A 24,802-nucleotide genomic window follows, 5' to 3' on the forward strand; every position below is an offset into this window, starting at 1 on the left:
GAACTGCAGGTCAGAGGCTTGAATGAAACCCTGTTCCTGGCACCCTTGCCGGTCTACACCGGACAGGCGCAAGTGTCTCGGCGTAACTTTTCGGCGATGAACGAGACCTATCTGGAGTTGGGGGGGAGCAACAGGGGGATGGTCGAGCAGGGGAAGATCCTGGCAACTGGAATCTGGATGGCCTTGTTTGTAGCTATCATTGCTCCGAGCCTATTCATCGTGTACGGAGTACTCTTTTATCCAGAAAACTTTAGGACTCCCTGGCGCGATTTACTCCTGTTTATAGAGGCAGGTAGCAAGATTAGCCTTGCATCCATTCTGCCCCTCGGCGCCTTCGTCTACGGCATGCTCTCCAACGTCCGAGCCCTGGCCAAAAGCTACCCGGTCCGCTTCAACCGCCAACGCCGCGAAGTCTGCTACATCGACGACACCAGCCATCGGGTGCTGATCGTGCCCTGGGAGAGCGTGGTGGCCTGGGTCGCCCGCAGCCAGGGCGTGTCCAGCTACGGTGCGATGCGCGATTACACCTTCGGCATGGGCCTGGAGGACGAAGAGCACGACACCGTGCAGTTTATCCTGTCGGCCCAACCCAGCGATGCGCATGCGCTGGGCATGTGGACGTTCATTCGCAATTACATGGAGGACGGGGAGCAGGTGGATACGCCGAACCCCATGCTTGCTGCGATGGGCATTACCCTGACCGAGGACGAGCTCAAACCTTACGAAGGGCTGCACACCTTTGAAATCGAACGGCTCGACGCCAGGGCATTGGGTAGGCTGGACGATGGAGGAGGCGATCTGACTGCCGAGGAGCGCAAGCGTTGGGGATACGCCAAGCGTTCCCGCTGGCCCCTGCGCTGGTGGTACGTCAGACGGGTGATAGTGTTCTGGAAAATGCCCTACCTGATCGCCGAATGGGCCCACCGCAAGGGCCGCCCGACCCTACCTGAAAGCGTGCGTGCCTGGTCGCAACCGCTGCCCCCCGAACAATGGGCCCAGCCCAGCCCCGCCCTGCAAAAAGCCAACGCCTTGGTCAAGACCGCCATGGACAAAAAAGGCGCAACCTTCGTCGACGCATGCAAGGCGGCGGGGCTGCATTGAGCCCACCACCGCACACCTTACCCAGCGGCCGACGGATCGCTGGCGACGGCATTCTCGTGGGCGCCAACACCTGGGGTGCCAGACACACGACGTCTATCATCAGCCAGTTCCTCAAGAAGCCCGCCCAACTGCGGTCCCTCGCCTGGGCCGAAGCCAGCCCGCGGCTGCTGAGCATCGCCGCCAAAGCCAACCTGGTGGGGTTGATCGGCACGGCCCTGCAACTGGTGGGTGAAGGTCTGTACAACTACTTCAACCTGGACGCCCTGCAAAAATGGCTACAAGCCAGCGCCTGGGGCACGGCCAACCTGCAACGCAGCCTGGCCGAGGACTGGAGCGCCCTGGCCAAGGTGGTGCAACAACCCACCTGTGAGCTGGTTCGCAAAGGCAAGCGCACCTACCTGCAACTGCGACTGCCCGGTGTGCGCACGCGGGAAATGGACAGCCGCAAAGTGCACCTGCGGGCCTTTCATCAAACCCGCGATCGGCACCCCCAACCCTACAGTCGGCAGGCACCGCCTGCCCGCTGGCAGGAAAACAGTGCGGCCTGGGCCGCGGTGACCGTGGTCGCCAGCCAGGAAGACGAGGCACTGACCCTTCACCTGCCGATCAGCGAAGCCCAGCAAACGTCGGATTTCGCCCTGGCCTTCACCATCCGCTACCAACTGGAAGCCGAACGCAACTTGTTTCACTACACCAGTTTTGTCCTGCGCGACCTGCGCATCGCGACGGTGCGCGGTGTACGGTTGCCGGCCCAGGGGCGGTTTATGCTCGATCCAGTGGAAACCTTGCCCAGCGGCCTCGACAAAGCGCTTTTCTGGGGATGCAAGCGCGAAGAAATGGCGGCGGTCGATGATTAGCCGACTGTTCAAGCGCAGAAAACCGCCGGAAAGCCCGGAGTCGGCACCGGACATCCGCAGCCAGCGGCCCCGTGCCGGGGAGCTGCGGCTCAGGGGCTTGAATGAAACTCTGTTCCTGGCGCCATTGCCGGTCTACACCGGGCAGGCGCAAGTGTCGCGGCGTAACTTTTCAGAAATAAATGAGACCTATCTGGAGTTGGGGGGGAGCAACAGGGGGATGGTCGAGCAGGGGAAGATTCTGGCAACTGGAATCTGGATGGCCCTGATTACAGCATTTGTGGCTCCCAGTTTTGTAATCCTTTATGGGGTGCTTTCTTATCCAGAAAATTTCCCTACCCCATTCAAGGATCTCATCGATGCTATTAAGGTCTTTTCCAGTTACGCGCTTCTATCCATTATCCCCCTAGGTGCCTTCATCTACGGCATGCTCTCCAACGTCCGAACCCTGGCCAAAAGCTACCCGGTCCGCTTCAACCGCCAACGCCGCGAAGTGTGCTACATCGACGACACCACCCATCGGGTGCTGATCGTGCCTTGGGAGAGCGTGGTGGCCTGGGTCGCCCGCAGCCAGGGCGTGACCAGCTACGGTGCGATGCGCGATTACACCTTCGGCATGGGCCTGGAGGACGAGGAGCACGACACCGTGCAGTTTATCCTGTCGGCCCAACCCAGCGATGCGCATGCGCTGGGCATGTGGACGTTCATTCGCAATTACATGGAAGAAGGGGAGCAGGTGGATACGCCCAACCCCATGCTTGCGATTCTGGGGCTTACACCCACCGAAGACGAACTCAAGCCCTACGAGGGCCTGCACACCTTTGAGATCGAACGCAAAGGCGCACGTTTCATGGGCTCTTTGGACGATGACGGCGCCGACCTGACCGCCGAGCAGCGACACCAATACGGTTACGGCAAGCGAACCCGATGGCCTCTGCGCTGGTGGTACGTCAGGCGGGTGATAGTGTTCTGGAAAATGCCCTACCTGATCGCCGAATGGGCCCACCGCAAGGGCCGTCCGATCCTGCCTGAAAGCGTACAAGCCTGGTCGCAACCGCTGCCCCCCGAACAATGGGCCCAACCCAGCCCCGCCCTGCAAAAAGCCAACGCCCTGGTCAAGACCGCCATGGACAAAAAAGGCGCAACCTTCGTCGACGCCTGCAAGGCGGCGGGGCTGCATTGAACCCACCACCGCACACCTTACCCAGCGGCCGACGGATCGCTGGCGACGGCATTCTCGTGGGCGCCAACACCTGGGGTGCCAGACACACGACGTCTATCATCAGCCAGATCCTCAAGAGGCCCGCGCAACTGCGGGACCTGGCCTGGGCCGAAGCCAACCCACGGTTGCTGAGCATCGCCGCCAAAGCCAATGGGGGGCTGCTCGACACCTACAGTCGCCTGGTGTCGAAACGCAACAATCAGGTTGAGGCGCGGTTTGTGGCCAAATTCTATGATTCGAACCTGCAGTACATCGGCCAGACTGAAGGTTCACGTGCCGAGCAGATGCCCTCGGTGTGGGTGCATGGCAAAGCCGCGCCGCAGATTGCCGCGCAGATCAATCAGCAGACCGAGTTGCAAGTGAGCGCGTTGAAACAGTTCGATGCGTCGTTGAAGACGCTGGTGACATCGGGCAATGTGGATCATGTCGCGAGCAACTGAACCGCTACCAGCCTTTGACACCGCTCATATCCGGCAGCTTGTGCGCAATGCCCTTGTGGCAGTCAATGCAGGTTGCCTCGCCCTTGACCAATGACGTCGCGCCTTAAGGCACCGTTCGATACAGGAAGAAAAGCCGGGTGCGCATTGTCGCGATCAGGTGTGCACCAACGCGATGGTGAACGAAACCACGATCATGCAGGCAAAGGCGAAATTTAGATTCATGTCGTTTCCATCCGAGACAGGGGTGATGGCGCTCATCTTGAACAGGTCGGGCGCAAATAAAAAATTCGGCTTGGTGATTTGAAAGATCGAAAGAATTGATAACTGACTCGGTTGCTGCCGTCGGACATCACCATCACGGCGGTTACCGCCTCGCCGATGACGGCCATCCGATTCACGGCTCACGACGATTGACGATTTGGTAAATGGCTGTCGCGCGCGCCAGAACTTCGTGGGCTTCATTGGTGAGTTGACCCGAAGTGAAGCATAACTTGTTAGTTGCGTGATCAATGCGGCCCCATCCGATAATGCGTCCCGGCGAAGCAGGGCGGAAGAATTGGGTTTTCGCCTCGACCGTGATGGCGATTTGGTTAGCATGCAGGTTTGCATATACCGCTGGCCCCATGCAGTCATCCAGCATGGCTGAAAGCATACCCCCCTGAATGTTGCCCATTGGATTGGTCAACGAAGTGGGAGCATCAAATTCGACATAGGCCTTATTCTTGCGTTCATCGTGCCTGATGAATTTCCATCCCAGTAATGCGGCTGCATTTGGCAAGGGAAGATCACCCTTAACGACTTTCCAGAACAATGAGTCGAGGTTCATGGTTCGTTACCTTCATGGTGTGCGGGAGAGTCCTGCAAAGCTATGCGTAATGGCCGGATAGCAATGCGAACGTGAATCCCGATAACGTTAGCAACACGACTAAAGTGCCGCTGCGAATCGGGGTTGGTGCATCCGTTTTCTTGTGAATATGAATGGCGACGGCTATGGGTGGCGTAACTGCAATCAGGCAGAACACTTGAAATATGATCAGTAGTGAAAACTCCGCATTGCGCGAGAAAAGCAGGTACAACAGCACGAAGCCAGCGAAGGCCACAGCCAGCCATGCCCACCCGGCCACCTTGATCAGCGCCATGATCAGCAACTGCATACGCGAGTCGACCTCATCCCACGGGCGAGCAATGGCGATGCCGTGATAGGGCAGGAAGTCAGAACGCTTCAAGTAAACAACTGAAAACGCCACAATGATCAGAAAAGCCAGTGCATAACTAACGAGTGCGAGCCAGTAATACATGTCCATGTCTGCGATCCATTCGATACGGCAGGGCACTACGTGGCTGACACCGTCCTGGCCTGATTTAATGAGGGTAATCTACACCCCGCACCTCTTCTGAGAAGCTGTTTGGCAATTCGTGAAATTAAACTAGCTGTTGAATTTTTGGCTGTCTACTGTCAGAAGTAACAGGGTGGATATCTGGTGAGTGTACGGCCGCCATGTACTGGCACCGAGCGACTCAGCGTAGTCGCTCAAGCATCTGGTAGTACCACATGCCCGCGGCCAGCATCGGGTTGCCGAGCAGGTCGCCCATGGGCACGCGGATGTGTTGGCAGGCGGCGAAGGTGTCGTACTGTGCCAGATGCCCGGTAATCGCGCGGCCCATGATTTCGCCCATGATGTGGGTGGTGGCGATGCCGTGCCCGGAGTAGCCCTGGCAGTACCAGACGTTGTCCGAGAGTTTGCCCAGTTGCGGGATGCGGTTGATCACGATGCCCATCGCGCAGCTCCACTGGTAATCGATGGCAACGCCTTTGAGTGCCGGGAACGTCTGCTCGATGCACGGGCGCAACTCTGCGGCGATGTCGCGCGAATCCTTGCCGCTGTAGTTGGCGCCGCCGCCGAACAGTAGACGTCCGTCGGCGGTCAGGCGGTAATAGTCGAGCACGAAGCGGCAATCATAGACCGCCAGGTCTTCAGGGTTGATCTGTTTGGCCAGGTCCCCCAGCGGCGCAGTGGTGACGATACCGCCCATGGCCGGGAAGATCTTGCCCTTGAGCTTGCCCGGTTCCAGTTTGTGGTAGACGTCGCCGGCCAACAGGACCTGATTGGCGTCGATGCGCCCGTGGGCGGTGCGTACGCCTGGGCTCTTGTGAAAGCCATCGCCGTGAATGATTTCCAGCACTTCGCTGTTTTCGAAGATCAGCGCGCCCAGGCTTTGCGCCGCCCGCGCTTCGCCGATGCACAGGTTGAGTGGGTGCAGGTGCATGTTGCGCGTGTTCTTGATCGCACCGTGGTAAAGGTCGCTTTGCAGCAGGTCGCGTACCTGGCTGCGGTCGAGCAGGCTGACGTCGTCGCCCATGCCACGGCGCACCGCTTCGTCGTAGTCCTTGCGCAAACCGTCCATGTGGCCCGGTTTGTACGCCGCATGCAGGTGGCCGTGCTTGAGGTCGCAGGCGATGCCGTATTTCTCCACCCGTTGCTCGATGATCTGGTGCCCGCGCCAGCGCAGCTGCCAGATGAAATCGTCGACTTCGTCGCCGAGGGTGCGGCGCATCTGTTTGCGCATCGCTTCGTCACCCGAGAGGCTGCCGGTGACCTGGCCGCCGTTGCGCCCGGTGGCGCCCCAGCCGATCTTGTGGCTTTCGACGATGGCGACTTTCAGGCCTTTCTCCGCCAGTTCGACCGCCGTGGCGACACCGGTGAAACCGCCGCCGATGATCACCACGTCGACACGGTGTTGGCCTTGCAGGGTTGGGTAGTCCGTTTCATGGTTGAGGGTGGCGGTGTAGTAGGAATTGGTGTGTTGGGTCATGTTTCATGTCCAGGCAAAAGAGGTAGGAAAGCAGGCGCAGCCCCTGTAGGAGCAGGGCTTGCCCGCGATGGCGGTGTGTCATTCAGCATTAATTTCAACTGACATACCGCCATCGCGGGCAAGCCTTGCTCCTACAAGGTTCTCGGTGGCTGACTGGGTGGTTTACGCCTCAGTCAAGTACCAGCGCCAATCCTGCTCACCCACCTCAGCCATGAACTGCCGGTACTCGGCACGCTTGACCGCCAGATATACCCCAAGAAATTCCTGCCCCAACGCATCCCGCGCCCACACCGAATTTTCCAGCGCCGTCAGTGACGTCAGCCAATCGGTCGGCAGCAATTGCGTGGCCTGCGCGTAGCCGTTGCCTTGCACCGGTTCGCCCGGATCGAGGTTCTCGCTGATGCCACGATGGATGCCGGCCAGGATCGCCGCCGCTGCCAGGTACGGGTTGGCGTCGGCGCCGCAGATGCGATGTTCGATGTGGCGGCTGTTGGCCGGGCCACCGGGAACACGCAGGCTGACGGTACGGTTGTCGACGCCCCAGGTCGGGGCCAGCGGCGCATAGCTGTTGGCCTGGAAACGCCGGTAGGAGTTGGCATTGGGGCAGAACAGCAACAGCGAATCGAGCAGGGACGCCAGCATGCCACCGATGGCGGTGCGCAGCAGCGGGGTGCCAGCCGGGTCCTCGGACGCGAACAGGTTGCGGCCTTCGGTGTCGGCGATGCTGACGTGCATGTGCATGCCGGTGCCTGCCAGATGATCAAAGGGTTTGGCCATGAACGTCGCCTGCATGCCGTGCCTGTGGGCCACGGCTTTCACCAGTCGTTTGTAACGCACGGCCTGATCCATCGCTTGCAAGGCATCACCGTGTTCCAGGGTGATTTCCACTTGCCCTGGGGCGTACTCGGAAATCGCCGTGCGCGCCGGAATGCCATGGAGTTTGCACGCGGCATAGAGGTCGGCGAGGAAGGGTTCGATCTGCTCCAGCTCACGCAGGCCATAGACCTGAGTGTGTCGCGGTCGACCGCCGTCAACGTCCAGCGCCGGTTGCGGGCGACCGTGGTGGTCACGCTTGGCGTCCAGCAAATAGAACTCCAGCTCGCACGCCATCACCGGGTGGTAACCCTCGGCTTGCAAACGCTCGATGACCTTGATCAGCAGGTGACGTGGGTCAGCGATGCTCGCCGGCATGCCTTCTTGCGGGTGCATGCTGACTTGCACCGCCGCCGTCGGAATCTGCCGCCACGGCAAACGCACCAGACTGCCTTCGAGCGGATAGGCGCGGCAGTCGATGTCGCCCACATCCCAGACCAGCCCGGAGTTCTCGACGTCATCACCTTGCAAGGTCAGGCCGAGAATGGTGCTGGGCAGCGGGCGACCGCTTTCATACACCGCCAGCAGTTCCTCGCGGTGCAACAACTTGCCGCGCGGCACGCCGTTGGCATCGAGAATGAACAGCTCGATCATGTCGATATCGGGGTTGTTCGCCAAAAAATGTTGGGCGTCTTCAAGGGCTGCGAATTTCATTGTTCGTCACTCACGTTGGCGTCCCGCGGACGCACGGATTCAGGCCAGGGCACGACGACGGATAAAGGTCCGCGGCGGGTTGGCAGCGATAGCGAAAAGGTGGGGGCTCGACGCGTCGGGGACGCGATTCAGGCGAGCAGGGTGCTATCCGGCGGGCGTGCGGAGTGACGCAGTTTGGAGCGGCGCAGGGCCATGGGCAGGTTGACGATGCGTTTCATGAGGCAATGCCTTCCACGACCAACACAGAGGTGGTCAGGATCGAGACATCCAGCAAGTGGTGCTCTGACGGTGAGGTGCTCATGACACAGGTTTCCAGCAGGGGAAATCGTCGATGGCGGATAACAAACTATCCACGGTGGCTGGATACTAGGGGTGAAAGTGAAACCTGTAAACGTCTGTTTTCATCGCAGAAGGTACACCCCCAGCCCGATCAGCCCGCAGCCGATCAACACTTCGATCACCCCGCGCTTGAATCGCAACAACGCAACGGCCGCCGCGATGGCGATCAGCAGCGAAGGCCAATCCAGCTGACCGCCGAAACCTTTGGGCCACAGCACATGATAGCCAAAGAAACACGCCAGATTGACAATCACCCCGACCACCGCCGCCGTAATCGCCGTCAACGGCGCGGTGAATTTGAGTTCGTTGTGCGTCGATTCCACCAAGGGACCACCGGCGAGAATGAACAGGAACGAAGGCAGGAAGGTGAACCAGGTCACCAGCATGGCGGCGACGGCACCGGCGACAAAGGCCTGATCAGGACCGAACACCTGATGCACATAGCCGCCGATGAAACCGACGAAGGCGACGACCATGATCAGTGGCCCTGGAGTGGTTTCTCCGAGGGCCAGGCCATCGATCATCTGCGTCGGCGTGAGCCAGCCATAATGACCCACCGCACCTTGGTAAACATAGGGCAGCACCGCGTAGGCACCGCCGAAGGTCAGCAGCGCCGCTTTGGTAAAGAACCAGCTCATCTGCGTCAGCGTGCCTTCCCAGCCGAACAGGGCGGTGAGGGTGGCCATCGGCAGCGCCCACAACACCGCGCCAATGAGGGCCACGCGTAGCAGTTTCCAGCTACTGAAACGGGCGTGTTCGGGTGTCGGTGTGTCGTCATCGATCAGCGCCGCGCCGAAGGATTTTTGCGCTGCGCCGTGGCCGCCGGTGCGGAACTTTTCGGGTGCCAGACGCCCGCCGAAATAACCGATGATTGCCGCCCCCAACACGATCAAGGGAAACGGCACGTTGAGCGCGAAGATGGCCACGAATGACGCGGCGGCGATGCCCCACATCCAGCCGTTCTTCAATGCGCGGGAGCCGATTCGATGCGCCGCCTGCAGCACAATCGCGGTCACCGCAGGCTTGATCCCGTAGAACAGCCCGGCCACCACCGGCACCTCACCGAAGGCGATATACACCCACGACAAGGCAATCAGGATGAACAGCGACGGCAGCACGAACAGCGCACCGGCGATCACGCCGCCCCAGGTCCGGTGCATCAGCCAGCCGATGTAGGTCGCCAGTTGCTGGGCCTCAGGGCCGGGCAGCAACATGCAATAGTTGAGCGCATGCAGAAAGCGTCGCTCGGAGATCCAGCGTCGGCGCTCGACCAGTTCCTGGTGCATGATCGAAATCTGCCCCGCCGGCCCGCCGAAGCTGATGAAGCCGAGCTTGAGCCAGAAGCGGAACGCTTCTCGCAGGCTGATTGCAGCGGGCTTTGCTGGTTCTGGCTGGCTGTTTGGGGAAGGCGTAGGGCTCAAGCGGATGTTCCTTGCGAAGGCGCTTCGAGCCAGCGACTTTAGCCATGATGCCACGCTTTGGAAAGGCGCTTATTGTGACACAGTCTCCCAGGGTGAAGGACGCCTTCGCCGGCAAGCCGGCTCCTACAGGGCCCCAAACATCACCGTCCAGTAAATCCCCGCATCGCTCTTCGGATCAACCGCATACGCCGCGCCCAAATCGCGGAACAGCGGGTTCATCAGGTTGGCGCAATGGCTGGGGCTGGTTAGCCAGCCGTCGACCACCTTGCGCACGCTGTCCTGCCCGGCGGCGATGTTTTCGCCGATCTGCTGGAAGTCGTAGCCCGCCAGTTCCGCGCGGTCGCCTGGGGTACGGCCGTCGCGGTCCTTGTGATCGAAGTAGTTGTTGTTGGCCATGCTGCGCGACTGGGTTTCGGCGGCGCTCGCCAAGGTGGCGTTCCAGGTCAGCGGGGTGGTGGCGTTGAAGGCTTGCGCGCCGCACTGGCGGGGTTGGCTGCGCGCGACGTTGAGTTCGGCCAGCAGCTTTTGCCCTTCGGCTTGCCAATCGCCCAGGCGTGCGCTCAACAATGGCCGGGCCAGTACGATGCGCCACTCGCGGTCCTGGCGGCTGACGCCGACGTCGACGAATTGCGGGTCGAGCACGATCTGGCAAAAACTTTCCTGGATCGCCTTCATGGCCGAGGGCGCATCACGCGGCCCGGACAGGCTGATCGCCTGCACGTTCTTCATCGGATACCCGGCAGTGGCCATGGCCTGCTGCAGGTTGCCGACGCTGGCGGCGGACAGCACCAGCCGCGGGTCGGCCGACAGCGGCGGCAGTTCCGATGACACCTGGCCGGCGCAACGCTGCAACTGGCTGCGGTAGACGTTGATCGATTCGATCAGTTGCGACTCTTCGCTCGCCAGCGCGGTGGCGGCAAATAGAAGTCCCAGTGAAAACCCGGCAAGGCGCAGAGTGGATGATAGGAAATGCATGGAAATCCTCCTTGAGCTGACTGCGCCCATGATGCGCGAAGTGCCCCCCTTGAGCGCAATGCCTTTTTCCGTGATGTCGCATTCTCTGCGCCATCATTTCACTACTACACTGGACCAATACTGCCTACAGAGTAGTGCCCGACCATGCGCCACGACTGGTTAGCCACCTGCCTCGCCCTGACCCTGCTCGCTGTCCCGGCATTCGCCACTGACCAGGAACAAAAACAGAAAATCGCTGAAGACAAGGCCGAGGTGCTGGAGCGCAAGGCCGCAGAAAACAGCAGTCCCGCGGCGGCGCCCAAGTCTGCAGCCATTACCCAGCCTGAGGTCCAGGCCGTGGACCCGGCGGGCAAAGCGCCGCTGGATGACGCCATCACCTGTCTCGCCCGTTCGATCTACTGGGAAGCCAAAGGCAAGAACGCGGCCGACATGGAAGCGGTGGCCAATGTGGTGATGAACCGCCTCGGCCACGAGGGTTTTCCCGATACCGTATGCGGCGTGGTCAAGCAGGGCTCGGAAACCAGGAGCTGCCAGTTCTCCTGGTGGTGCGACGGCCGTTCCGACTCTGTACAGGAAGAGGTGTCTTACGCGATGGCCAAGGAAATCGCGCGCAAGGCATTGAACAAGCAATTGCCGGATCGCACAAAAGGCGCACTGTATTTCCATGACCGCACGGTGAAGCCGAATTGGGCCAGGGAGTACACCAATACGGCCAACATCGGCTTGTTCAGGTTTTACAAACCGCAAGCCGGGGATGCGAAGTAGTCGCTTTTATGCGGGAATACCCTTGAAATTCATCCAGGCCAGCGAAACTGCAATATTTCTGTTTTACAAACTTCATGACGGAGCAACGCGTTAGAAATGTCATGAGCGGAAACAGAACATGAAGCAGGCGTGGTTTTTCAGCAGTCATTCGGCACCGCCAGGTGCGTCCTTTAGGGTGAACGCCTCGTGACGGTTCTCGTCACCGGCGCCGCCGGTTTCATCGGATTTCATACGGCCAGGCGCTTGTGCCAGGACGGTCATGAAGTGGTCGGGATCGACAACCTAAACGACTACTACGACGTAGCGCTCAAGCAGGCGCGGCTAAAGGCGCTTGAGTCCTTACCGGGCTTTCGCTTCCTGAAAATGGACATCGTCGATAAACCGGCATTGCTGGAATTGTTCCGCGAGTACCGGTTCAGCGAAGTGGTGCATCTGGCCGCCCAGGCCGGCGTGCGTTATTCGCTGGACCATCCGGATGTCTACGCCCAATCGAACTTGGTGGGTTTCCTCAATGTGCTGGAAGCCTGTCGGCACCATCGCCCCGGGCACCTGATCTATGCGTCGAGCAGTTCGGTGTACGGCAGCAACCGCAAGATGCCTTTCAGCGTCGAAGATGCCGTCGATCACCCGGTTTCGTTGTACGCGGCCACCAAGCGTACCAATGAACTGCTGGCCCACAGTTACTGCCATCTATACGGCCTCAAGGCCAGCGGCCTGCGCTTCTTTACCGTCTACGGGCCCTGGAGCCGGCCCGACATGGCACCGTTCAAATTCACCGAGGCGATCCTCAACGGCCGGCCCATTGACGTCTACAACCAGGGCGAGATGGCGCGGGACTTCACCTACATCGACGACATCGTTGAAAGCATCGCCCGCCTGCGCACAAGGCCGCCGGGCGAGGGTATCAATCGACTGTTCAACATCGGTCGCGGTGAGCCCGTGGCGCTGCTGGATTTTATCGAGTGCCTGGAATCGGCATTGGGCAAAGAGGCCCGGCGTAACTTCATGCCGATGCAGGACGGTGATGTGGTCAAGACCTGGGCTGATGTCTCGGCGCTGCAAGCGTGGGTCGACTTTCGCCCGCAGGTGTCAGTTGAGACCGGGGTCGGGGCATTTGTGCAGTGGTATCGGCAGTTTTATCAGATTTGAATCGTTCGCCGCTGATAACGGTAAAGCCAAAAGGGCGAGGGGACTCCATGAGCCAAGACATATTTGTATCGGTACTGATTCCGGCGAAGAACGAAGCGAACAACCTCAAGCCGTTGCTTGAAGAGGTGCGCGAGGCGCTGGCAAACGAAGTGTATGAAATTATCGTGGTCGACGACGGCAGTACCGATGCCACCTTGCACGAGCTGCGGCAGATCAGGAACAGCGGTCTGAGTGCCTTGCGCATCCTGCACCATGAACGCTCGCTGGGGCAAAGCACCTCGCTCTACCACGCGGCACGGGAAGCGCGTGGGCAATGGCTGGCCACCCTCGACGGCGACGGCCAGAACGATCCGGCGGACATCCCCGGCATGTTGGCCATGGTACGTGGGCTGCGAAGCGAGCGCGGTAGCGGCGATGTGCAGTTGGTGGCCGGTCACCGGACCAACCGTCGCGATACCGCGAGCAAGCGCTGGGCCTCGCGTTTCGCCAACGGCCTGCGCCGGCGCCTGCTCAAGGATGCCACGCCGGACACCGGCTGCGGCCTGAAGCTGATCGAACGCGCGGCGTTTTTGCGCCTGCCGTATTTCGACCACATGCATCGATTCATTCCGGCATTGATCCAGCGCCACAACGGCCGAATGATCGTCTATCCGGTCAACCATCGAGCGCGCACGGCGGGGGTGTCCAAGTACGGCAACCTCGACCGTGCCCTGGTGGGCATTCTCGACCTGGTCGGCGTCTGGTGGCTGATCAAGCGCACGCGCCTGAACACCCACGCCCAGGAGCTCGAAGGATGATCATGACCCGCGAAGCCATGTGGCTGGTGATCGGTTTTGCCGGACAGATCGCGTTTACCGGTCGGTTCGTCCTGCAGTGGCTGTACAGCGAATACAAGAAGCGCAGCGTCATCCCGGTGAGCTTCTGGTACCTGAGCATCGTCGGCAGCACCTTGCTGTTTGCCTACGCCATTTACCGCCAGGACCCGGTGTTCATTGCCGGGCAGGCGTTTGGCTCCATCGTGTATCTGCGCAACCTGCAATTGATTGCCAAAAGCCGAAAACTCAAGGAATAAACCATGCGCCGAACCCTCTCGCCCCGGGTCGAATGCCTGGGCCTGATGCTGCTGGCCTTGCTGTTGATCGGCGCCGGGCTGGGGCTGCGTCAGGCGCAGAACGTCGATGAGGAGCGCTTCCTGGGTGTGGCCCTGGAGATGCTGCACAACGGCTCGTGGCTGATTCCGCACCGGGCCGGGGAGATCTACGGCGACAAGCCGCCGATCTTCATGTGGACGGTGGCGTTCTTCGTCTGGCTGACCGGCATGCCCAACATCGCGCTGTATATTCCGGGGCTGTTGTCGGCGGCAACGGTCACGGCGCTGGTCTATGACCTGGGCCGTCGGCTCTGGTGCCAGCGTATCGGTCGCCTCGCTGCACTGTTGTACCTGGCGACCTACCAGACCTACAGCATCCTGCGCACCGGGCAGATCGACAGCCTCCTGATTCTGTTCACGACCCTGGGCTTGTATGCCATGGCCCGTCACCTGCTGCTCGGGCCTGCCTGGCGCTGGTTCTATGTGGGATGCGCGGCGATGGGCATCGGCGTGATCACCAAAGGCGTGGGCTTTCTCCCGGCGCTGCTGCTGATCCCCTATGCCTATGCGGTGCGCAAGGGTTGGCCGGGGGTGGTGGCGATGCCGGGCCAGGCGCGCAGATGGTTGCTCGGGTTGGTGCTCATGCTGGCAGCGATTTCGATCTGGCTGCTGCCCCTGGCCTTGTCCATAATGCTCGATGGCAGCGCTGACGAAATCGCCTATGCGCGGGAAATCCTCCTGCGCCAGACCGCCGGACGCTATGCCGCCGCCTGGCATCACCGTGAACCCTTCTGGTACTTCTTCACCAACGTCATTGCGCAGTATTGGCTGCCGCTGGTATTGGTGTTGCCGTGGCTGGTGCCCGCCTGGCGCCGTCAGTTGCAAAAACGCGATGGCCGGGTGTTGGTGTTGCTCGGCTGGGTGGCGCTGGTGGTGCTGTTTTTCTGTATCAGCAGCGGCAAGCGCAAGTTGTACATTTACCCGGCGTTGCCCGGGCTGGTCCTGGTGGCAGCGCCACTGGTGCCCTGGTTGCTGCAGCGTTGGTCCAGGCAGCGCCCGCGATTGCGGCGAGTGTTCCCGGCCTTGGTCGCGACCTGGTTCGTGCTGTGGTTCGCCCGGGGGTTCGTCGAGCCGGTCCGGGACGGAACCAATCCCAATCAAACGCTCATGGCCCAGGCCAACAGCATGACCCATGGCGCAGACCTGGTATTGGTCAACTGGAGCGAAGGGCACTGGCTGTTCGCCCGCCAGCCGATCGTCCACTTCGGTATGCTCGACTCTACGGTGCAAAGGGCTGCGCAGTGGCTGCGCGAACACCCGCAGGACTACGCCCTGGTGCCGGATGAAGTGCTGGACCGCTGCTTCAAGCCCGAGGCCGCGCGGGAACTGGGGCAGAACTCCCGGGCGCGATGGTCGATTGTCGGGGCGGATGCGGATAACGGGCAGTGTCATCCGCGAGCGTCGTCGACGGTGTATCGGTTTTCCTGGGCTGATCCGCAGGTGCAAGCGACCGTCGCCTACTGAAGCTAATGCTGTGCACTTTAAGTTGGTTGCTGCAGGTGCATATTTGGACATATCCATTCCTGCGGTAACGGCCACTTAGGGTTTCGCTTTTACAGCGAGTCACTTGGAAGAGCCTGTAGGAGCGAGCATGCTCGCGATGGAGGTCAACGATGACGCGGGGAGCCTGACACCCCGCGGTGCTCTCAGGTTTTTCGCGAGCATGCTCGCTCCTACAGAGTCCGCCGCGATGGGCCATCCTTGGCCCAGCGCGGCTAACCCGGCATCCATGCCGGGTTGCCCACTGCGCAGAACCGGAACGAAGCCGGAGTGAGGGCATGCCGAGCCCAGGCGAGGCACCGAGTGGTGGGGCAAAGCCTTTTGGTTCCTTTTTGGCGTTTGTGTCCGGTCCGTACAGGCGTTTGAAAAAGGGACTCGCCGTAAGGGCGAAACCATAAGTGGCCGTTACCGCAGCAATGGATATGCCCCCCAATCCAGTTCTTAAATTCAACCCCATGCTTAAGTGAACAGCATTGCCCTACCGAAGCGGCCCTGATGATGCGCAGTCCTTAAAACTTCGCATAATTCAAAGCATCGACAATCGCCGAGCCGCCGATACCGGTCAGGGACAGCAGCAGTGAACGGATCAACGGATCTTCGGAATAGCGCGAGAACGAACCGGTGTTGAGCGTTGAAACCCGTTCGCGGATCATCTTGAATTTGGCAAAGCACGGTGTCGATTCCGGTGTTTCCAGCAAATAGACGTCGAGTCGTTGCAAGGCCACCGTGCGGGCCTTTTCCGCGGCTCGCCGCAGGGTGAGCGCTGAGCTGAGCAGCAGCAACGCGGTCAGCAGGTAGGAAATAATCAGGCCCGGCGGTGTCGGCCAGTTGTCGAACAGGCTGCTGCGCGAGGCCAGCAGGATCAACAGCACCGCGGTCGGTGCGTAGATCAGCCGGTTGACCGCCGACGTACGCTTGGCGATCAGTTGCAGATCCACCCAGTCATCGATGCAGGGATGCTTGAGCATGCCAAAGATTTTCTTGTGCTCGGCCTGCAAGGATCCCGGCCAGATCGCATGGTGCTCGCTCAGATGACGGATGAAGCGCGTCAGCAACAGGTTGGCGTCCATGACCCAGAATACCAGCACCTGGAAAATCAGGGTTGGAATCAGCCAGGTCATCATCCACCACGCCGATGCGCCGCGCACGGGCATGCCTTCCATGGGCCAGATCACAAACAGCACGCTGGTGACCACAATGTAGGCCCAGGTGGCGAGTATCGCGCGCAACAGGCGGGCACCGAATGAACCGCAGATGCAGTGCTCACCCCAGAAGCGCGTAATGACGATCATCTTGCGTCCGTCCGTGCAGCGGGCCTGGGCGGCAGCGCAGGATTTCGACCAGTCTTCGCTGGCGCTCATCAGCGGGAAGAAAATCAGCAGCAGCCAATGGCCCAGTTCATTGCACCAGCGGCGCAGGCTCCAGCCTTTGCCGCGGCGGATCAAACGTCGCACCTGGCCCCACAGGGTCGTCTGGTATTTGCGCATGTGCAGGCGCAAATGGAAGGCGCTTTCGATGTCGGCGCAGTTGATGCGCAGTTTACGCCAGCCCCAGGTCAACGCCGAGAGCGAGATCAGCACTGCCAGCAGGCGCAGCGCCACGGTCGGCCAGGCACTGATGCCTTCGAGCAGGAACATCGGCTCGCCCAGGCCGTTGTCGGTCAAGGTGCTGCGCATCTGGTACGCCAGCATCAACGCGAGGATGAACATTACCAGCGGGACCACGATGTACCACGCCCAGGCATCGTATGAACCTGGGGTCAAACTCGCCGTCGCGTCCTGGGCCAATGCCAGTCGCCGTGTGGAGCGGCGGACCAGGTTCGAAGACAGGATGCCCAGCAGCACCAGCACGAAGGTGAACCACAGGAACTCCGCATGCCAGTAGCGTGTAGCAATGAAGGCGCAGGCCGCCGCTACCATGAACAGCGTAATAGGTACGCCGCGCACCCACGCCAGTCGCGTGTCCTGTTCATCCTGGGGGCCCTCGATGCGCCACCAGAGGATGAACGCGGCGATGGTCAACAGGGTGAGCGTCAAAGGTCCCGCCCAAAAGAACGATTGGCTTTGTTTGAAGCGCTCGCGTAGTGACCTGGAGGGCTCAGGGTAGGGCGGCGGCGATGGATCTTGCAGGCAGCGTAGCGCCATCAGATCGTGAGGCGGTATGCCACGATCCGACTGGGATTGGGTAGGTGCCTGGCAACTCGTCGGGCGCGAGGCGCCCAGTCGCGTGGCCAGGGGAATGAAGCCACTGATGCCGACTTCATAAATACCCGGCGAGAGCAGCTCGGATTTGGAATAGTCGAATTTCGCGCGTTTGGCATCAAAGGATTGCGGTGCCAAGGCGGCCAGTACCGAGATAAACACTGCACTTTGCAGGCTGTCGCGAAACGGCGGCACGTCCTGTTGCAGGGCGCGGGTCAGCGTAAGGCCATAGGGCGCGGCGAGGATCAGGTTGCGCGTGGTTTGTGCCTGGCCCCGTTGCAGCATGCGCGCGTCAAGATCGGTGGAGAAGTACAGTTTGTAGGGCATCCGGCTCTTGAGTGCTTGCAGCACCAACAACTTGTCGTAGGCATCGACACCCAGGATGCCGATGGCGCCGATGCCGCTTTCGCCATCGCGTCGATAGGCCGCGTCTTCGCTGGCGATGTGGTCGGCGAGGCGTCGCAGGTAATCGAGCTGGGAATTGCCGTCGGATTTTTCCAGTGGGCTGAGGTCGATTGCGGATGCGCTACGGGCGTTTTTGCTGGCATCGAAACTGGCGGTTTTATCGGTGCTCGCCGATTCTTCCGGCAGACGTCCGTCGAGACCGCGCAAGTAACTGAAGCGCAAAATCCACTGGTCGACCGCTTCGCGCTGGTTTTTCTCGCCGTCACCCAGGAGGGCGTCCTTGGCCACCTGCAACTTGAAGCTTTCGATCAGGGCACGGCTGTAGAAGCTGTCCCACTCGGAAATCAACGCGATACGGTTGCCGCTGCGGCGAAGATTGCCGGTGCAGGGTGAGCCGATCCGGCGCAGTTTACCCTCACCACAGCGTACGCCAGCGGCCGGGTCCACGCGGCGCAACTTCAACTCCTCGAGCATGAGTTGGGTCATGGTGCCGTCGTCGCTGACGGTGCGCAGCAGCTTCATCGGCTCGCGGTTGACCAAAGGCGGTGAAAGCTTCTGGTAGCCGCGATCCAGCGTCTCGTTATCGGCCGTGGCCAGCGGTGAATAGATTTCGATGTTCGGCGAGGCCTTGCCGATGTCCTGGTCCTGGAACATGTCGCGCAGCACGGTCGAGGTCGAGGGGCCGATGACCTTCAGGACGGCATTGGCCGCAGGCACCGCGCAGGGTGCTGGCGCGCAGGCCATGGCGACTTTTTTGTTCAGGCTGTCGCGTAGCGTCTCGAGCTGTTGCAGCGGATTCGAGCCGAGCGCGTCCTGTTTCAGCCAGAACACGATCGTGCGGTCGGGGGGCGCAGGCTTGCCTTCAAGTGCCAGCGGTGGATCGAAGGGGTTGGACACGAACACTTCGTAGGGGGTATCGACGAAAGCGGTTTTCTGCGGCGCATCGAGTGTCAGGTTGGCGGCCAGTTTCAGGCAGTGGATGTACTGCTCCTGATCCGGCACCCGATGGGAATTCTTGAACCCGGCCAGCAAGGCATAGCGAATGCGCCGACGCCGTTCGACTTCATCGGCGTAGGGACCGCCCTCGACCAGCGCGACCATGATATCGGGCGCCGATTGTCCTGCGCTCAGGGGAGAGAGGCCGGGGCTGCAAACGTTCTCGGCGTCCGGGTTCTTGCTGTCGACAAGCTTCTTGCGATAACGCTCCACCGCGTCGAAAGGGTCCTGCCACAGCCGGGCCTCGATGGGCAGTTGCGCCTGGAACTGGGCACCGATTGGGCGCGGTTCCAGAAAAGGTTCGCGGGTGAGGGCGAACATCGATACCACCAGACTCAGGATGACTGCACTGCCTGGCAACCAGAAGGCCAGATTTGTGCCCGAATCCTTGCTGTCCATGGCCTGCGCCTCTTGTTTGCGGCCAACTGTGTACTGTTATTTATAGACCCAATAAATGAAGGGGGATGGCCTGAATGGACGATTGTCTGACCGAATTGCCGTCGGACGTTTATTTACCCGGTGCAATGACTGCAGGCGTGCAGTGCGGTGCTCTGGCTGAATAACCGGTCATGCCACCTTTAAGGTCATTCGGGGCAACCCCCATGCAACACATCGGACTCATTGTTTACCCCGGTTTCCAGGTACTGGGTCTGGCCATGTGCGCCACGTTCGAACTGGCCAATAACGCTATGCAAGAGCCGGTGTGATTGAGGCGGTGGTAGAAATGGTTCGATAATTCTTGACCCACTGTGTAGGAGCGAGCTTGCTCGCGATGAACCCGAGAACGCCGCGGGGTGTCAGGTTTCCAGCATTATCGTTGACGTCCATCGCGAGCAAGCTCGCTCCTACAGTACGGCTTCGTTTCAGCGATGATTGCGGCGCCAGAAAAACCGGGCCAGCAGGGCATCGAGGCTGAACTTGCCGGGACCCGAAAGCAGCAGCGGCACGAGGGCGGCGAGGTAGATCAGTGGCAGCTTGAAGTTACCGAAGCCTTTGTTGCTGATGGAGTAACCCTGGGCCAGTTCGTTCAAGGTCGACCAGTCGGCCGGCCAGTGCACCGCGGCGGTTGCGACGATGGTCACCACGATCAGGCTGATCGCCGAGAACCGTGTGGCCAGGCCCACTAGCAGGGCGAGCGCGCAGATCAGCTCCACCCACATCGACAATTCCCAGTTCAGCGTGGCAGGAAGGTGGTTGAACGGAAACAGAAAGCGGTCCTGGATGTCGGCGAACCAGTTTTCGCCATTGAATTTTTCCAGGCCTGACTCGAAGAACTCCCAGGCAAGAAACACCCGCAGGGTCAGTGGCGCGATCCAGATGCCGGCACGGTCAAGGTTCAGGTGCAGGCCTTTCACGGCCGATGAAATAGTGGCGCTCATGGTTGATCTCCTTCAAGTCAGGGATGTCGGGCGGCGATGTGCCCGTTGAGTGCTGGGATCGGCGTGGCCAATCGACAGACGTATTTCATCAACCAGGTGTATCTGCGGTGTGTCGTTGGCGCGGGGATTTGAAGGCCTGGTGTGTCAGGGGCGGGGCTGTACACACTTTGATACGTAACCAGGACTCCATGATCCCTGTGTGAGAGCCTTTGTGGCGAGGGGATTTATCCCCGTTCGGCTGCGAAGCAGTCGTAAATCCGAACAACTCGGTCTGTTTGAACGGACGCTGAGGGCCGCTTCGCGACCCAACGGGGATAAATCCCCTCGCCACAGATTTCTTGCTCGCCTGAAAATTGTTTTAAGTGAACGGCATAACGCTCCCACAGGGGATGTCTCTCGTGCGGGATCAGGGCGACATCCTCAGAATCCGGCCGCGCAGATGTTCCAGCGTCTCGTCATCCAGCACCGTGGTCAGCTCCAGACCTTCTCTGGCCTGATACAGATTCATCGCATCCCGGGTCTGCTTGCCGACGATGCCGTCAATCGGACCGGGGTGCCATCCCAGGTACGTCAGGTAGGTTTGCGCGGTGCGAATCCTCAGGTCGGGCGTACCGCCGTAGGAGAACTTTTGATACGCGGCACTGAGCCGCAAATCGTAGTTGTTGATGGCGTAGTTGGGGCCGTTGTAGCGCCGGGCGAAATTTGCCCAGTCCTTGGCCCGCAGCGCCGCTACGGAACCACCACCGATCAACGTGCCGACGGTACACAGCAGTTGTTCGTTCTCGGACAGGACCATGCGCTTGACCATCGACTCGACGTCTGCAGAACCGGTGGAGGCGAAATTGAACCCCATGGTCTGACCCAGCCCCCACGAAGTGCTTTGCAGCGCCGCATTGCGGTTCAGGCCGATAGCCTGATTCAGCCGGTCGTACTGGTGATCCCCCGACGCACCATAGTTGCCAGGGCTTTTGCTGCTGATATCGGGATGTTGTGCGTTAAACTTCTGGTGGGTCAAGCGGCTGAAGACGTGACGCTCGAAAAGGATTTTCGGACGGCGGTCGGAAAAGAATCCGTTGCCGGAGGTTTCTACTGCCAGAACAGCCCAGAGTTGTGCAGCGCTGACTTTGGCCAGGTCCAGGGCATTTTCCAGACCTTCGTCGTCAAGGGCTGCGCCATGGCTTCTGAATTCATCGCTCATGACGGCCTCCTTCGAAACAGCAAACGCGGGGGGTACCGTTTAAGCGTAGGTGCACCGGGCTGTCACAGTGGGGTTTGCGATCATCGGCGCAGGGGCGTGGCGGATGACGCTCGGGGACTTTTGCTATACATTTTCCGCCCGCCCATTGCATGGTGTAACCGCTTCATGTCTCTTGCGCTCGAACGTCTAGTCGCTGGCACGCCGATCCCTTTCGCCGGTAATCGTGTCACTGTCGTCAGCCCCGAACTGGCGGAACGCTTTCAGCCCGGTGACCACCTGTTGGTCGAGCAGGTCAGCGGCGAACTGTTGCTGATCCCGGTGGCTGACCAGCAAGCGGCGGCCGTCGCGATCGAACGTGCCGAAGCGGCATTTACCGCGATGTCGTCGGTGTCGGATCAGGCCATCAGCGCCTTCTTCGATTTGTTCGCGCAACGTCTGGAGACGTCTGAGTGCTGGGCCTTGATCGAGGCCGCGAACCTGGCCGACATTGAACGGGCCAAGGCTCGTGGCCGCTCGACCACGCGTTTGCTGGCCGATGAGCGCATGCGCCGCGACATGATCGGCGGCTTGCGCGCCTGGCGCGATGCGTCGGCCACCCGCGGTAAAGTGATCAGTTGCGTCGAGCACGACGGCTGGAAAGTCGAGCAAGTGGTCTCGCCACTGGGCATCGTCGCGTTCGTCTTCGAGGGCCGGCCGAATGTCTTCGCCGATGCCGCCGGTGTGTTGCGCACCGGTAACACCGCGGTGCTGCGCATTGGCAGCGATGCGTTGGGCACGGCCCAGGCCATCGTCACTCACGCACTGAACCCGGCACTGAACGACGCTGGGTTGCCGACCGGTGCGGTGTCTCTGGTGGAAAGCGTCAATCACGCCGCCGGTTGGGCGATGTTCGCCGACCGCCGTCTGTCACTGGCCGTGGCCCGTGGTTCGGGGCGCGCCGTCAGTCAACTGGGCAGCATCGCGCAACAGGCCGGTACCGCCGTCAGCCTGCACGGTACCGGTGGCGCCTGGTTGATCGCCGACACTGACGCCGACTCCACGCGCTTCGCCGCCGTGGTGCGCAACTCCCTCGACCGCAAGGTCTGCAACACCCTGAACGTCTGCCTGATTCATCGCGCCCGCGCCGCTGAACTGGTGCCGCTGTTTCTCGATGCGCTGCAACAGGCCGGCAAGGCACGCGGCCAGGGCTGCAAGTTGCACATCGCCCTGGGCAGCGAAGCGTTCCTGCCGGTGGATTGGCAAACCGCCACCGTCGAGGTCTACCGTGCGGAAGGCTATCGCACCGAAGCACTGGCCGAACCCTTGCCGGAAGATCAATTGGGTCGTGAGTGGGAATGGGAAGAAACCCCGGAAGTCAGCCTGAAGATCGTCGACGACCTGGACAGTGCCATCGCCTTGTTCAACCGCTACAGCCCGCAATTCACTGTGTCGCTGCTCAGTGAAGATGCGGCGACTCAGGAACGCTTCTACAACGCGGTCAACGCGCCTTTTGTCGGCAACGGGATTACCCGTTGGGTCGATGGTCAGTACGCACTCAACAAGCCGGAACTGGGCTTGTCGAACTGGGAGAGCGGGCGCCTGTTTGCGCGCAGCGCGATTCTCTCGGGCGATGGTGTGTTTACCATTCGCAGTCGCATGACCCAGATCGATCTGTCGGTCAAACGCTAAAAATTTTGCGCAGCGGCTGCCTGGGCGGTCGCTGCGGTCAAGCTCCCACATTAGATCTGCGTTGAACAGGAATACACGGGCATTAAAAAAAGGGCCTGCTCTTAGTGGCAGCAGGCCCTTTTTATTAGCAAGTCAGCGATAACTCACTTCAATCAGTAGAACCGGTCAATCACCCGAGTTTCGTTCTGGTTCTGCAGCGAGTCCCAGGCCTGTTTCAGCGTTTGCAGCACATTACCGATGAAGTTCTTGTCGGCTGCGGCTTTCTTGCCGACATAGCCCTGGCCGCGACGGTACATTTTCAGTCGGGCGAGCAGGTTCTGGTTGTTCTGGTCGAACTCCGCTTCATGGGCATGCGGCGACAGGCAGTCGATATGCACCTGGCCCGATTTGCTGATCCACAGAATATGGCTGTCGTGGCTGTCTTTTTGCGCCGCGAACATACGAGCCAGTTCTTCGATAGTAGGTTGATTGTTCAGATTCATGATAAAGCCCCCTTGACCATTTGGTGATCTTTCAAAGTTGATTCGCTAATACAAGTAGCCCATCGGTTAGTTGATCCCTGGCACCGAAACCAGGACGTCAGCAGTCGTCCGCCGAAATCGACGGGGAACCGCGTCTGTTGCATGTAGTCGTGTTGAATAACTGCTACGCAATAGCGTCACAACGAAGAGAAGCGGCGATAACCTTCGGCCCCTGCCGACGTTTTCAGGGTCGGCGACAAGCTTCATGAGGATGGATCGCCAGCGCTTCTCGTCCTTGTACTGGACGTTCAGGCCAGGTCAGCTTCTTCAATCTGCCTTGTGGGCAGGGTGTATCCGGAAAAAACAGCTCGGCGGTCAGACGAGCTTGCTCAAGCGTGTTGCCAGTACTCCCGATCGGGGAGACGTCTGCATCATGCAAGGGCAAATCGAAGGCGTCAACGGTTTTGTAGTGATTTTTTTCAGTCACTACATATTGTCGGACAAAGCTGATTTGGAATTAGAAAGGGGGGGCTGCAGTCGGGTGTCTGCGTCTACACCCTTGTAGGAGCGAGCATGCTCGCGATGGAGGTCAACGATGACGCGGGGTGCCTGACACCCCACGGTGCTCTCAGGTTTTTCGCGAGCATGCTCGCTCCTACAGGGGGGGGTACGGTTGTTCAAAACAGTAAACGGTGCACGGCAATCCCTGGATCAACATCTGATGAAGGCTGAACTGCTTTTGCGTCGCCTCAGGTATCACGGCAGCCCAGAACAGCCGTGCCGGCTGGTTCGCCTCGACATGGAAAATCTGCCATCGACCAGGGAGCCGGTTCAAGAGGGTGGAAACGATAAACCTGGCGACACCCTGGCCGCGAAAGCGCCGGCTGACGAACAGGTAACCGATGTTGTAGCAGGCGTCGGGTACATGAATTTCGTCATCCACGGTAACAAACCCGGCCAACTCCCCGTCAACCTTGATCAGAAATGCCTGGGTCGCGGGTTTTCGCCAGTAGTCCGAGAGAGGCATGAGATTGTAAAAGCCATGCTCGCCCAGTGACAGCGGCAACCACTCGCTGAAGTCATAGGTGTAGAACTGCATCAAGTTTTCAATGGTCTGCAGCTCATCGCGCCGGGCCGCGTGCAGTTCAATCGAGATCATCTGACAGGTTCCCGCCGATTGCAGTGCAAGACAGGGTCATTATGGCCGAAGCCTTGCGGGTTCGTTGGCAAGGGGTGA

At 60.3% G+C, this 24,802-nt stretch carries 21 protein-coding genes and 3 pseudogenes; 11 read left to right on the forward strand and 13 right to left on the reverse strand.

Annotation, left to right across the window (positions count from 1 at the left end; translation table 11 throughout):
* The first annotated feature begins 18 nt into the window (after window positions 1-18).
* The 4 genes and pseudogenes from ACA058_RS13270 to ACA058_RS13285 all read left to right on the forward strand — a co-directional run.
* Window positions 19-1,101 (forward strand): DUF6708 domain-containing protein, encoded by a 1,083-nt coding sequence (locus ACA058_RS13270; protein ID WP_497639484.1) that lies wholly within the window; start codon window positions 19-21, stop codon window positions 1,099-1,101.
* A complete protein-coding gene (locus tag ACA058_RS13275; protein WP_497639485.1) occupies window positions 1,098-1,958 on the forward strand; it encodes a hypothetical protein in 861 nt (286 codons plus the stop codon). Before ACA058_RS13270 ends, ACA058_RS13275 begins: the two co-directional genes overlap by 4 nt.
* Entirely contained in the window at window positions 1,951-3,138 is a 1,188-nt protein-coding gene (locus ACA058_RS13280; RefSeq protein ID WP_497639486.1) for a DUF6708 domain-containing protein, read from the forward strand. Before ACA058_RS13275 ends, ACA058_RS13280 begins: the two co-directional genes overlap by 8 nt.
* A gap of 197 nt (window positions 3,139-3,335) precedes the next feature.
* Window positions 3,336-3,617, forward strand: a pseudogene (locus tag ACA058_RS13285) (ATPase); the annotation flags it as partial.
* 4 nt (window positions 3,618-3,621) lie between these two features.
* Here the strand turns inward: ACA058_RS13285 and ACA058_RS13290 are convergent.
* From ACA058_RS13290 to ACA058_RS13325, 8 genes and pseudogenes are all read right to left on the reverse strand, one after another.
* A pseudogene (locus ACA058_RS13290) lies at window positions 3,622-3,717 on the reverse strand (NapC/NirT family cytochrome c); the annotation flags it as partial.
* Between the two features lie 53 nt (window positions 3,718-3,770).
* Entirely contained in the window at window positions 3,771-4,022 is a 252-nt protein-coding gene (locus ACA058_RS13295; RefSeq protein WP_497639487.1) for a hypothetical protein, read from the reverse strand.
* Window positions 4,012-4,443, reverse strand: a complete 432-nt coding sequence (locus ACA058_RS13300; RefSeq protein ID WP_497639488.1) for a PaaI family thioesterase — start codon at window positions 4,441-4,443, stop codon at window positions 4,012-4,014. The genes ACA058_RS13295 and ACA058_RS13300 overlap by 11 nt, the downstream gene beginning before the upstream one ends.
* 40 nt (window positions 4,444-4,483) lie before the next feature.
* A complete protein-coding gene (locus tag ACA058_RS13305) occupies window positions 4,484-4,921 on the reverse strand; it encodes a hypothetical protein (protein WP_497639489.1) in 438 nt (145 codons plus the stop codon).
* 214 nt (window positions 4,922-5,135) lie between these two features.
* The gene (locus tag ACA058_RS13310; protein ID WP_497639490.1) at window positions 5,136-6,431 is read right to left on the reverse strand and encodes an NAD(P)/FAD-dependent oxidoreductase; all 1,296 of its coding nucleotides are present in this window, start codon (window positions 6,429-6,431) and stop codon (window positions 5,136-5,138) included.
* 162 nt (window positions 6,432-6,593) lie between these two features.
* Window positions 6,594-7,958, reverse strand: a complete 1,365-nt coding sequence (locus tag ACA058_RS13315) for a glutamine synthetase family protein (protein WP_497639491.1) — start codon at window positions 7,956-7,958, stop codon at window positions 6,594-6,596.
* 401 nt (window positions 7,959-8,359) lie between these two features.
* A complete protein-coding gene (gene chrA / locus ACA058_RS13320; RefSeq protein WP_497639492.1) occupies window positions 8,360-9,718 on the reverse strand; it encodes a chromate efflux transporter in 1,359 nt (452 codons plus the stop codon).
* Between the two features lie 123 nt (window positions 9,719-9,841).
* A complete protein-coding gene (locus ACA058_RS13325; protein WP_497639493.1) occupies window positions 9,842-10,693 on the reverse strand; it encodes a CAP domain-containing protein in 852 nt (283 codons plus the stop codon).
* Between the two features lie 144 nt (window positions 10,694-10,837).
* Between ACA058_RS13325 and ACA058_RS13330 the strand changes: the two genes are divergently transcribed.
* From ACA058_RS13330 to ACA058_RS13350, 5 genes are all read left to right on the forward strand, one after another.
* The gene (locus tag ACA058_RS13330) at window positions 10,838-11,458 is read left to right on the forward strand and encodes a cell wall hydrolase (RefSeq protein ID WP_497639494.1); all 621 of its coding nucleotides are present in this window, start codon (window positions 10,838-10,840) and stop codon (window positions 11,456-11,458) included.
* A gap of 186 nt (window positions 11,459-11,644) precedes the next feature.
* The gene (locus ACA058_RS13335; protein ID WP_497639495.1) at window positions 11,645-12,607 is read left to right on the forward strand and encodes an NAD-dependent epimerase; all 963 of its coding nucleotides are present in this window, start codon (window positions 11,645-11,647) and stop codon (window positions 12,605-12,607) included.
* Window positions 12,608-12,654: 47 nt separating this feature from the next.
* Window positions 12,655-13,404: a glycosyltransferase family 2 protein gene (locus ACA058_RS13340; RefSeq protein WP_497639496.1), complete on the forward strand. Its 750-nt coding sequence runs from the start codon at window positions 12,655-12,657 to the stop codon at window positions 13,402-13,404.
* Complete coding sequence (locus ACA058_RS13345; protein ID WP_497639497.1) at window positions 13,401-13,679, forward strand: lipid-A-disaccharide synthase N-terminal domain-containing protein; 279 nt, start codon at window positions 13,401-13,403, stop codon at window positions 13,677-13,679. The genes ACA058_RS13340 and ACA058_RS13345 overlap by 4 nt, the downstream gene beginning before the upstream one ends.
* Before the next feature lie 3 nt (window positions 13,680-13,682).
* Window positions 13,683-15,221 (forward strand): ArnT family glycosyltransferase, encoded by a 1,539-nt coding sequence (locus tag ACA058_RS13350; protein ID WP_497639498.1) that lies wholly within the window; start codon window positions 13,683-13,685, stop codon window positions 15,219-15,221.
* A 545-nt stretch (window positions 15,222-15,766) separates the two neighbouring features.
* Here ACA058_RS13350 and ACA058_RS13355 read toward each other — a convergent pair.
* Window positions 15,767-19,258, reverse strand: a complete 3,492-nt coding sequence (locus ACA058_RS13355; protein WP_497639499.1) for a hypothetical protein — start codon at window positions 19,256-19,258, stop codon at window positions 15,767-15,769.
* A gap of 203 nt (window positions 19,259-19,461) precedes the next feature.
* On the opposite strand from ACA058_RS13355, the pseudogene ACA058_RS13360 reads away from it, so the two are divergent.
* A pseudogene (locus tag ACA058_RS13360) lies at window positions 19,462-19,563 on the forward strand (GlxA family transcriptional regulator); the annotation flags it as partial.
* 159 nt (window positions 19,564-19,722) lie between these two features.
* Here ACA058_RS13360 and ACA058_RS13365 read toward each other — a convergent pair.
* Both ACA058_RS13365 and ACA058_RS13370 read right to left on the reverse strand, forming a co-directional pair.
* Window positions 19,723-20,238 (reverse strand): HvfX family Cu-binding RiPP maturation protein, encoded by a 516-nt coding sequence (locus ACA058_RS13365; protein ID WP_497639500.1) that lies wholly within the window; start codon window positions 20,236-20,238, stop codon window positions 19,723-19,725.
* Window positions 20,239-20,644: 406 nt separating this feature from the next.
* A complete protein-coding gene (locus tag ACA058_RS13370; protein ID WP_497639501.1) occupies window positions 20,645-21,436 on the reverse strand; it encodes an N-acetylmuramidase domain-containing protein in 792 nt (263 codons plus the stop codon).
* Window positions 21,437-21,601: 165 nt separating this feature from the next.
* Between ACA058_RS13370 and ACA058_RS13375 the strand changes: the two genes are divergently transcribed.
* The gene (locus tag ACA058_RS13375; RefSeq protein ID WP_497639502.1) at window positions 21,602-23,104 is read left to right on the forward strand and encodes an aldehyde dehydrogenase family protein; all 1,503 of its coding nucleotides are present in this window, start codon (window positions 21,602-21,604) and stop codon (window positions 23,102-23,104) included.
* Between the two features lie 152 nt (window positions 23,105-23,256).
* Here the strand turns inward: ACA058_RS13375 and ACA058_RS13380 are convergent, their stop codons facing one another.
* Together ACA058_RS13380 and ACA058_RS13385 are read right to left on the reverse strand one after the other, a co-directional pair.
* A complete protein-coding gene (locus tag ACA058_RS13380) occupies window positions 23,257-23,586 on the reverse strand; it encodes a hypothetical protein (protein ID WP_497639503.1) in 330 nt (109 codons plus the stop codon).
* A gap of 634 nt (window positions 23,587-24,220) precedes the next feature.
* The gene (locus ACA058_RS13385) at window positions 24,221-24,724 is read right to left on the reverse strand and encodes a GNAT family N-acetyltransferase (RefSeq protein WP_497639504.1); all 504 of its coding nucleotides are present in this window, start codon (window positions 24,722-24,724) and stop codon (window positions 24,221-24,223) included.
* Window positions 24,725-24,802 lie beyond the last annotated feature (78 nt).

The sequence above is a fragment of the Pseudomonas sp. LBUM1649 genome (genome assembly GCF_059716155.1).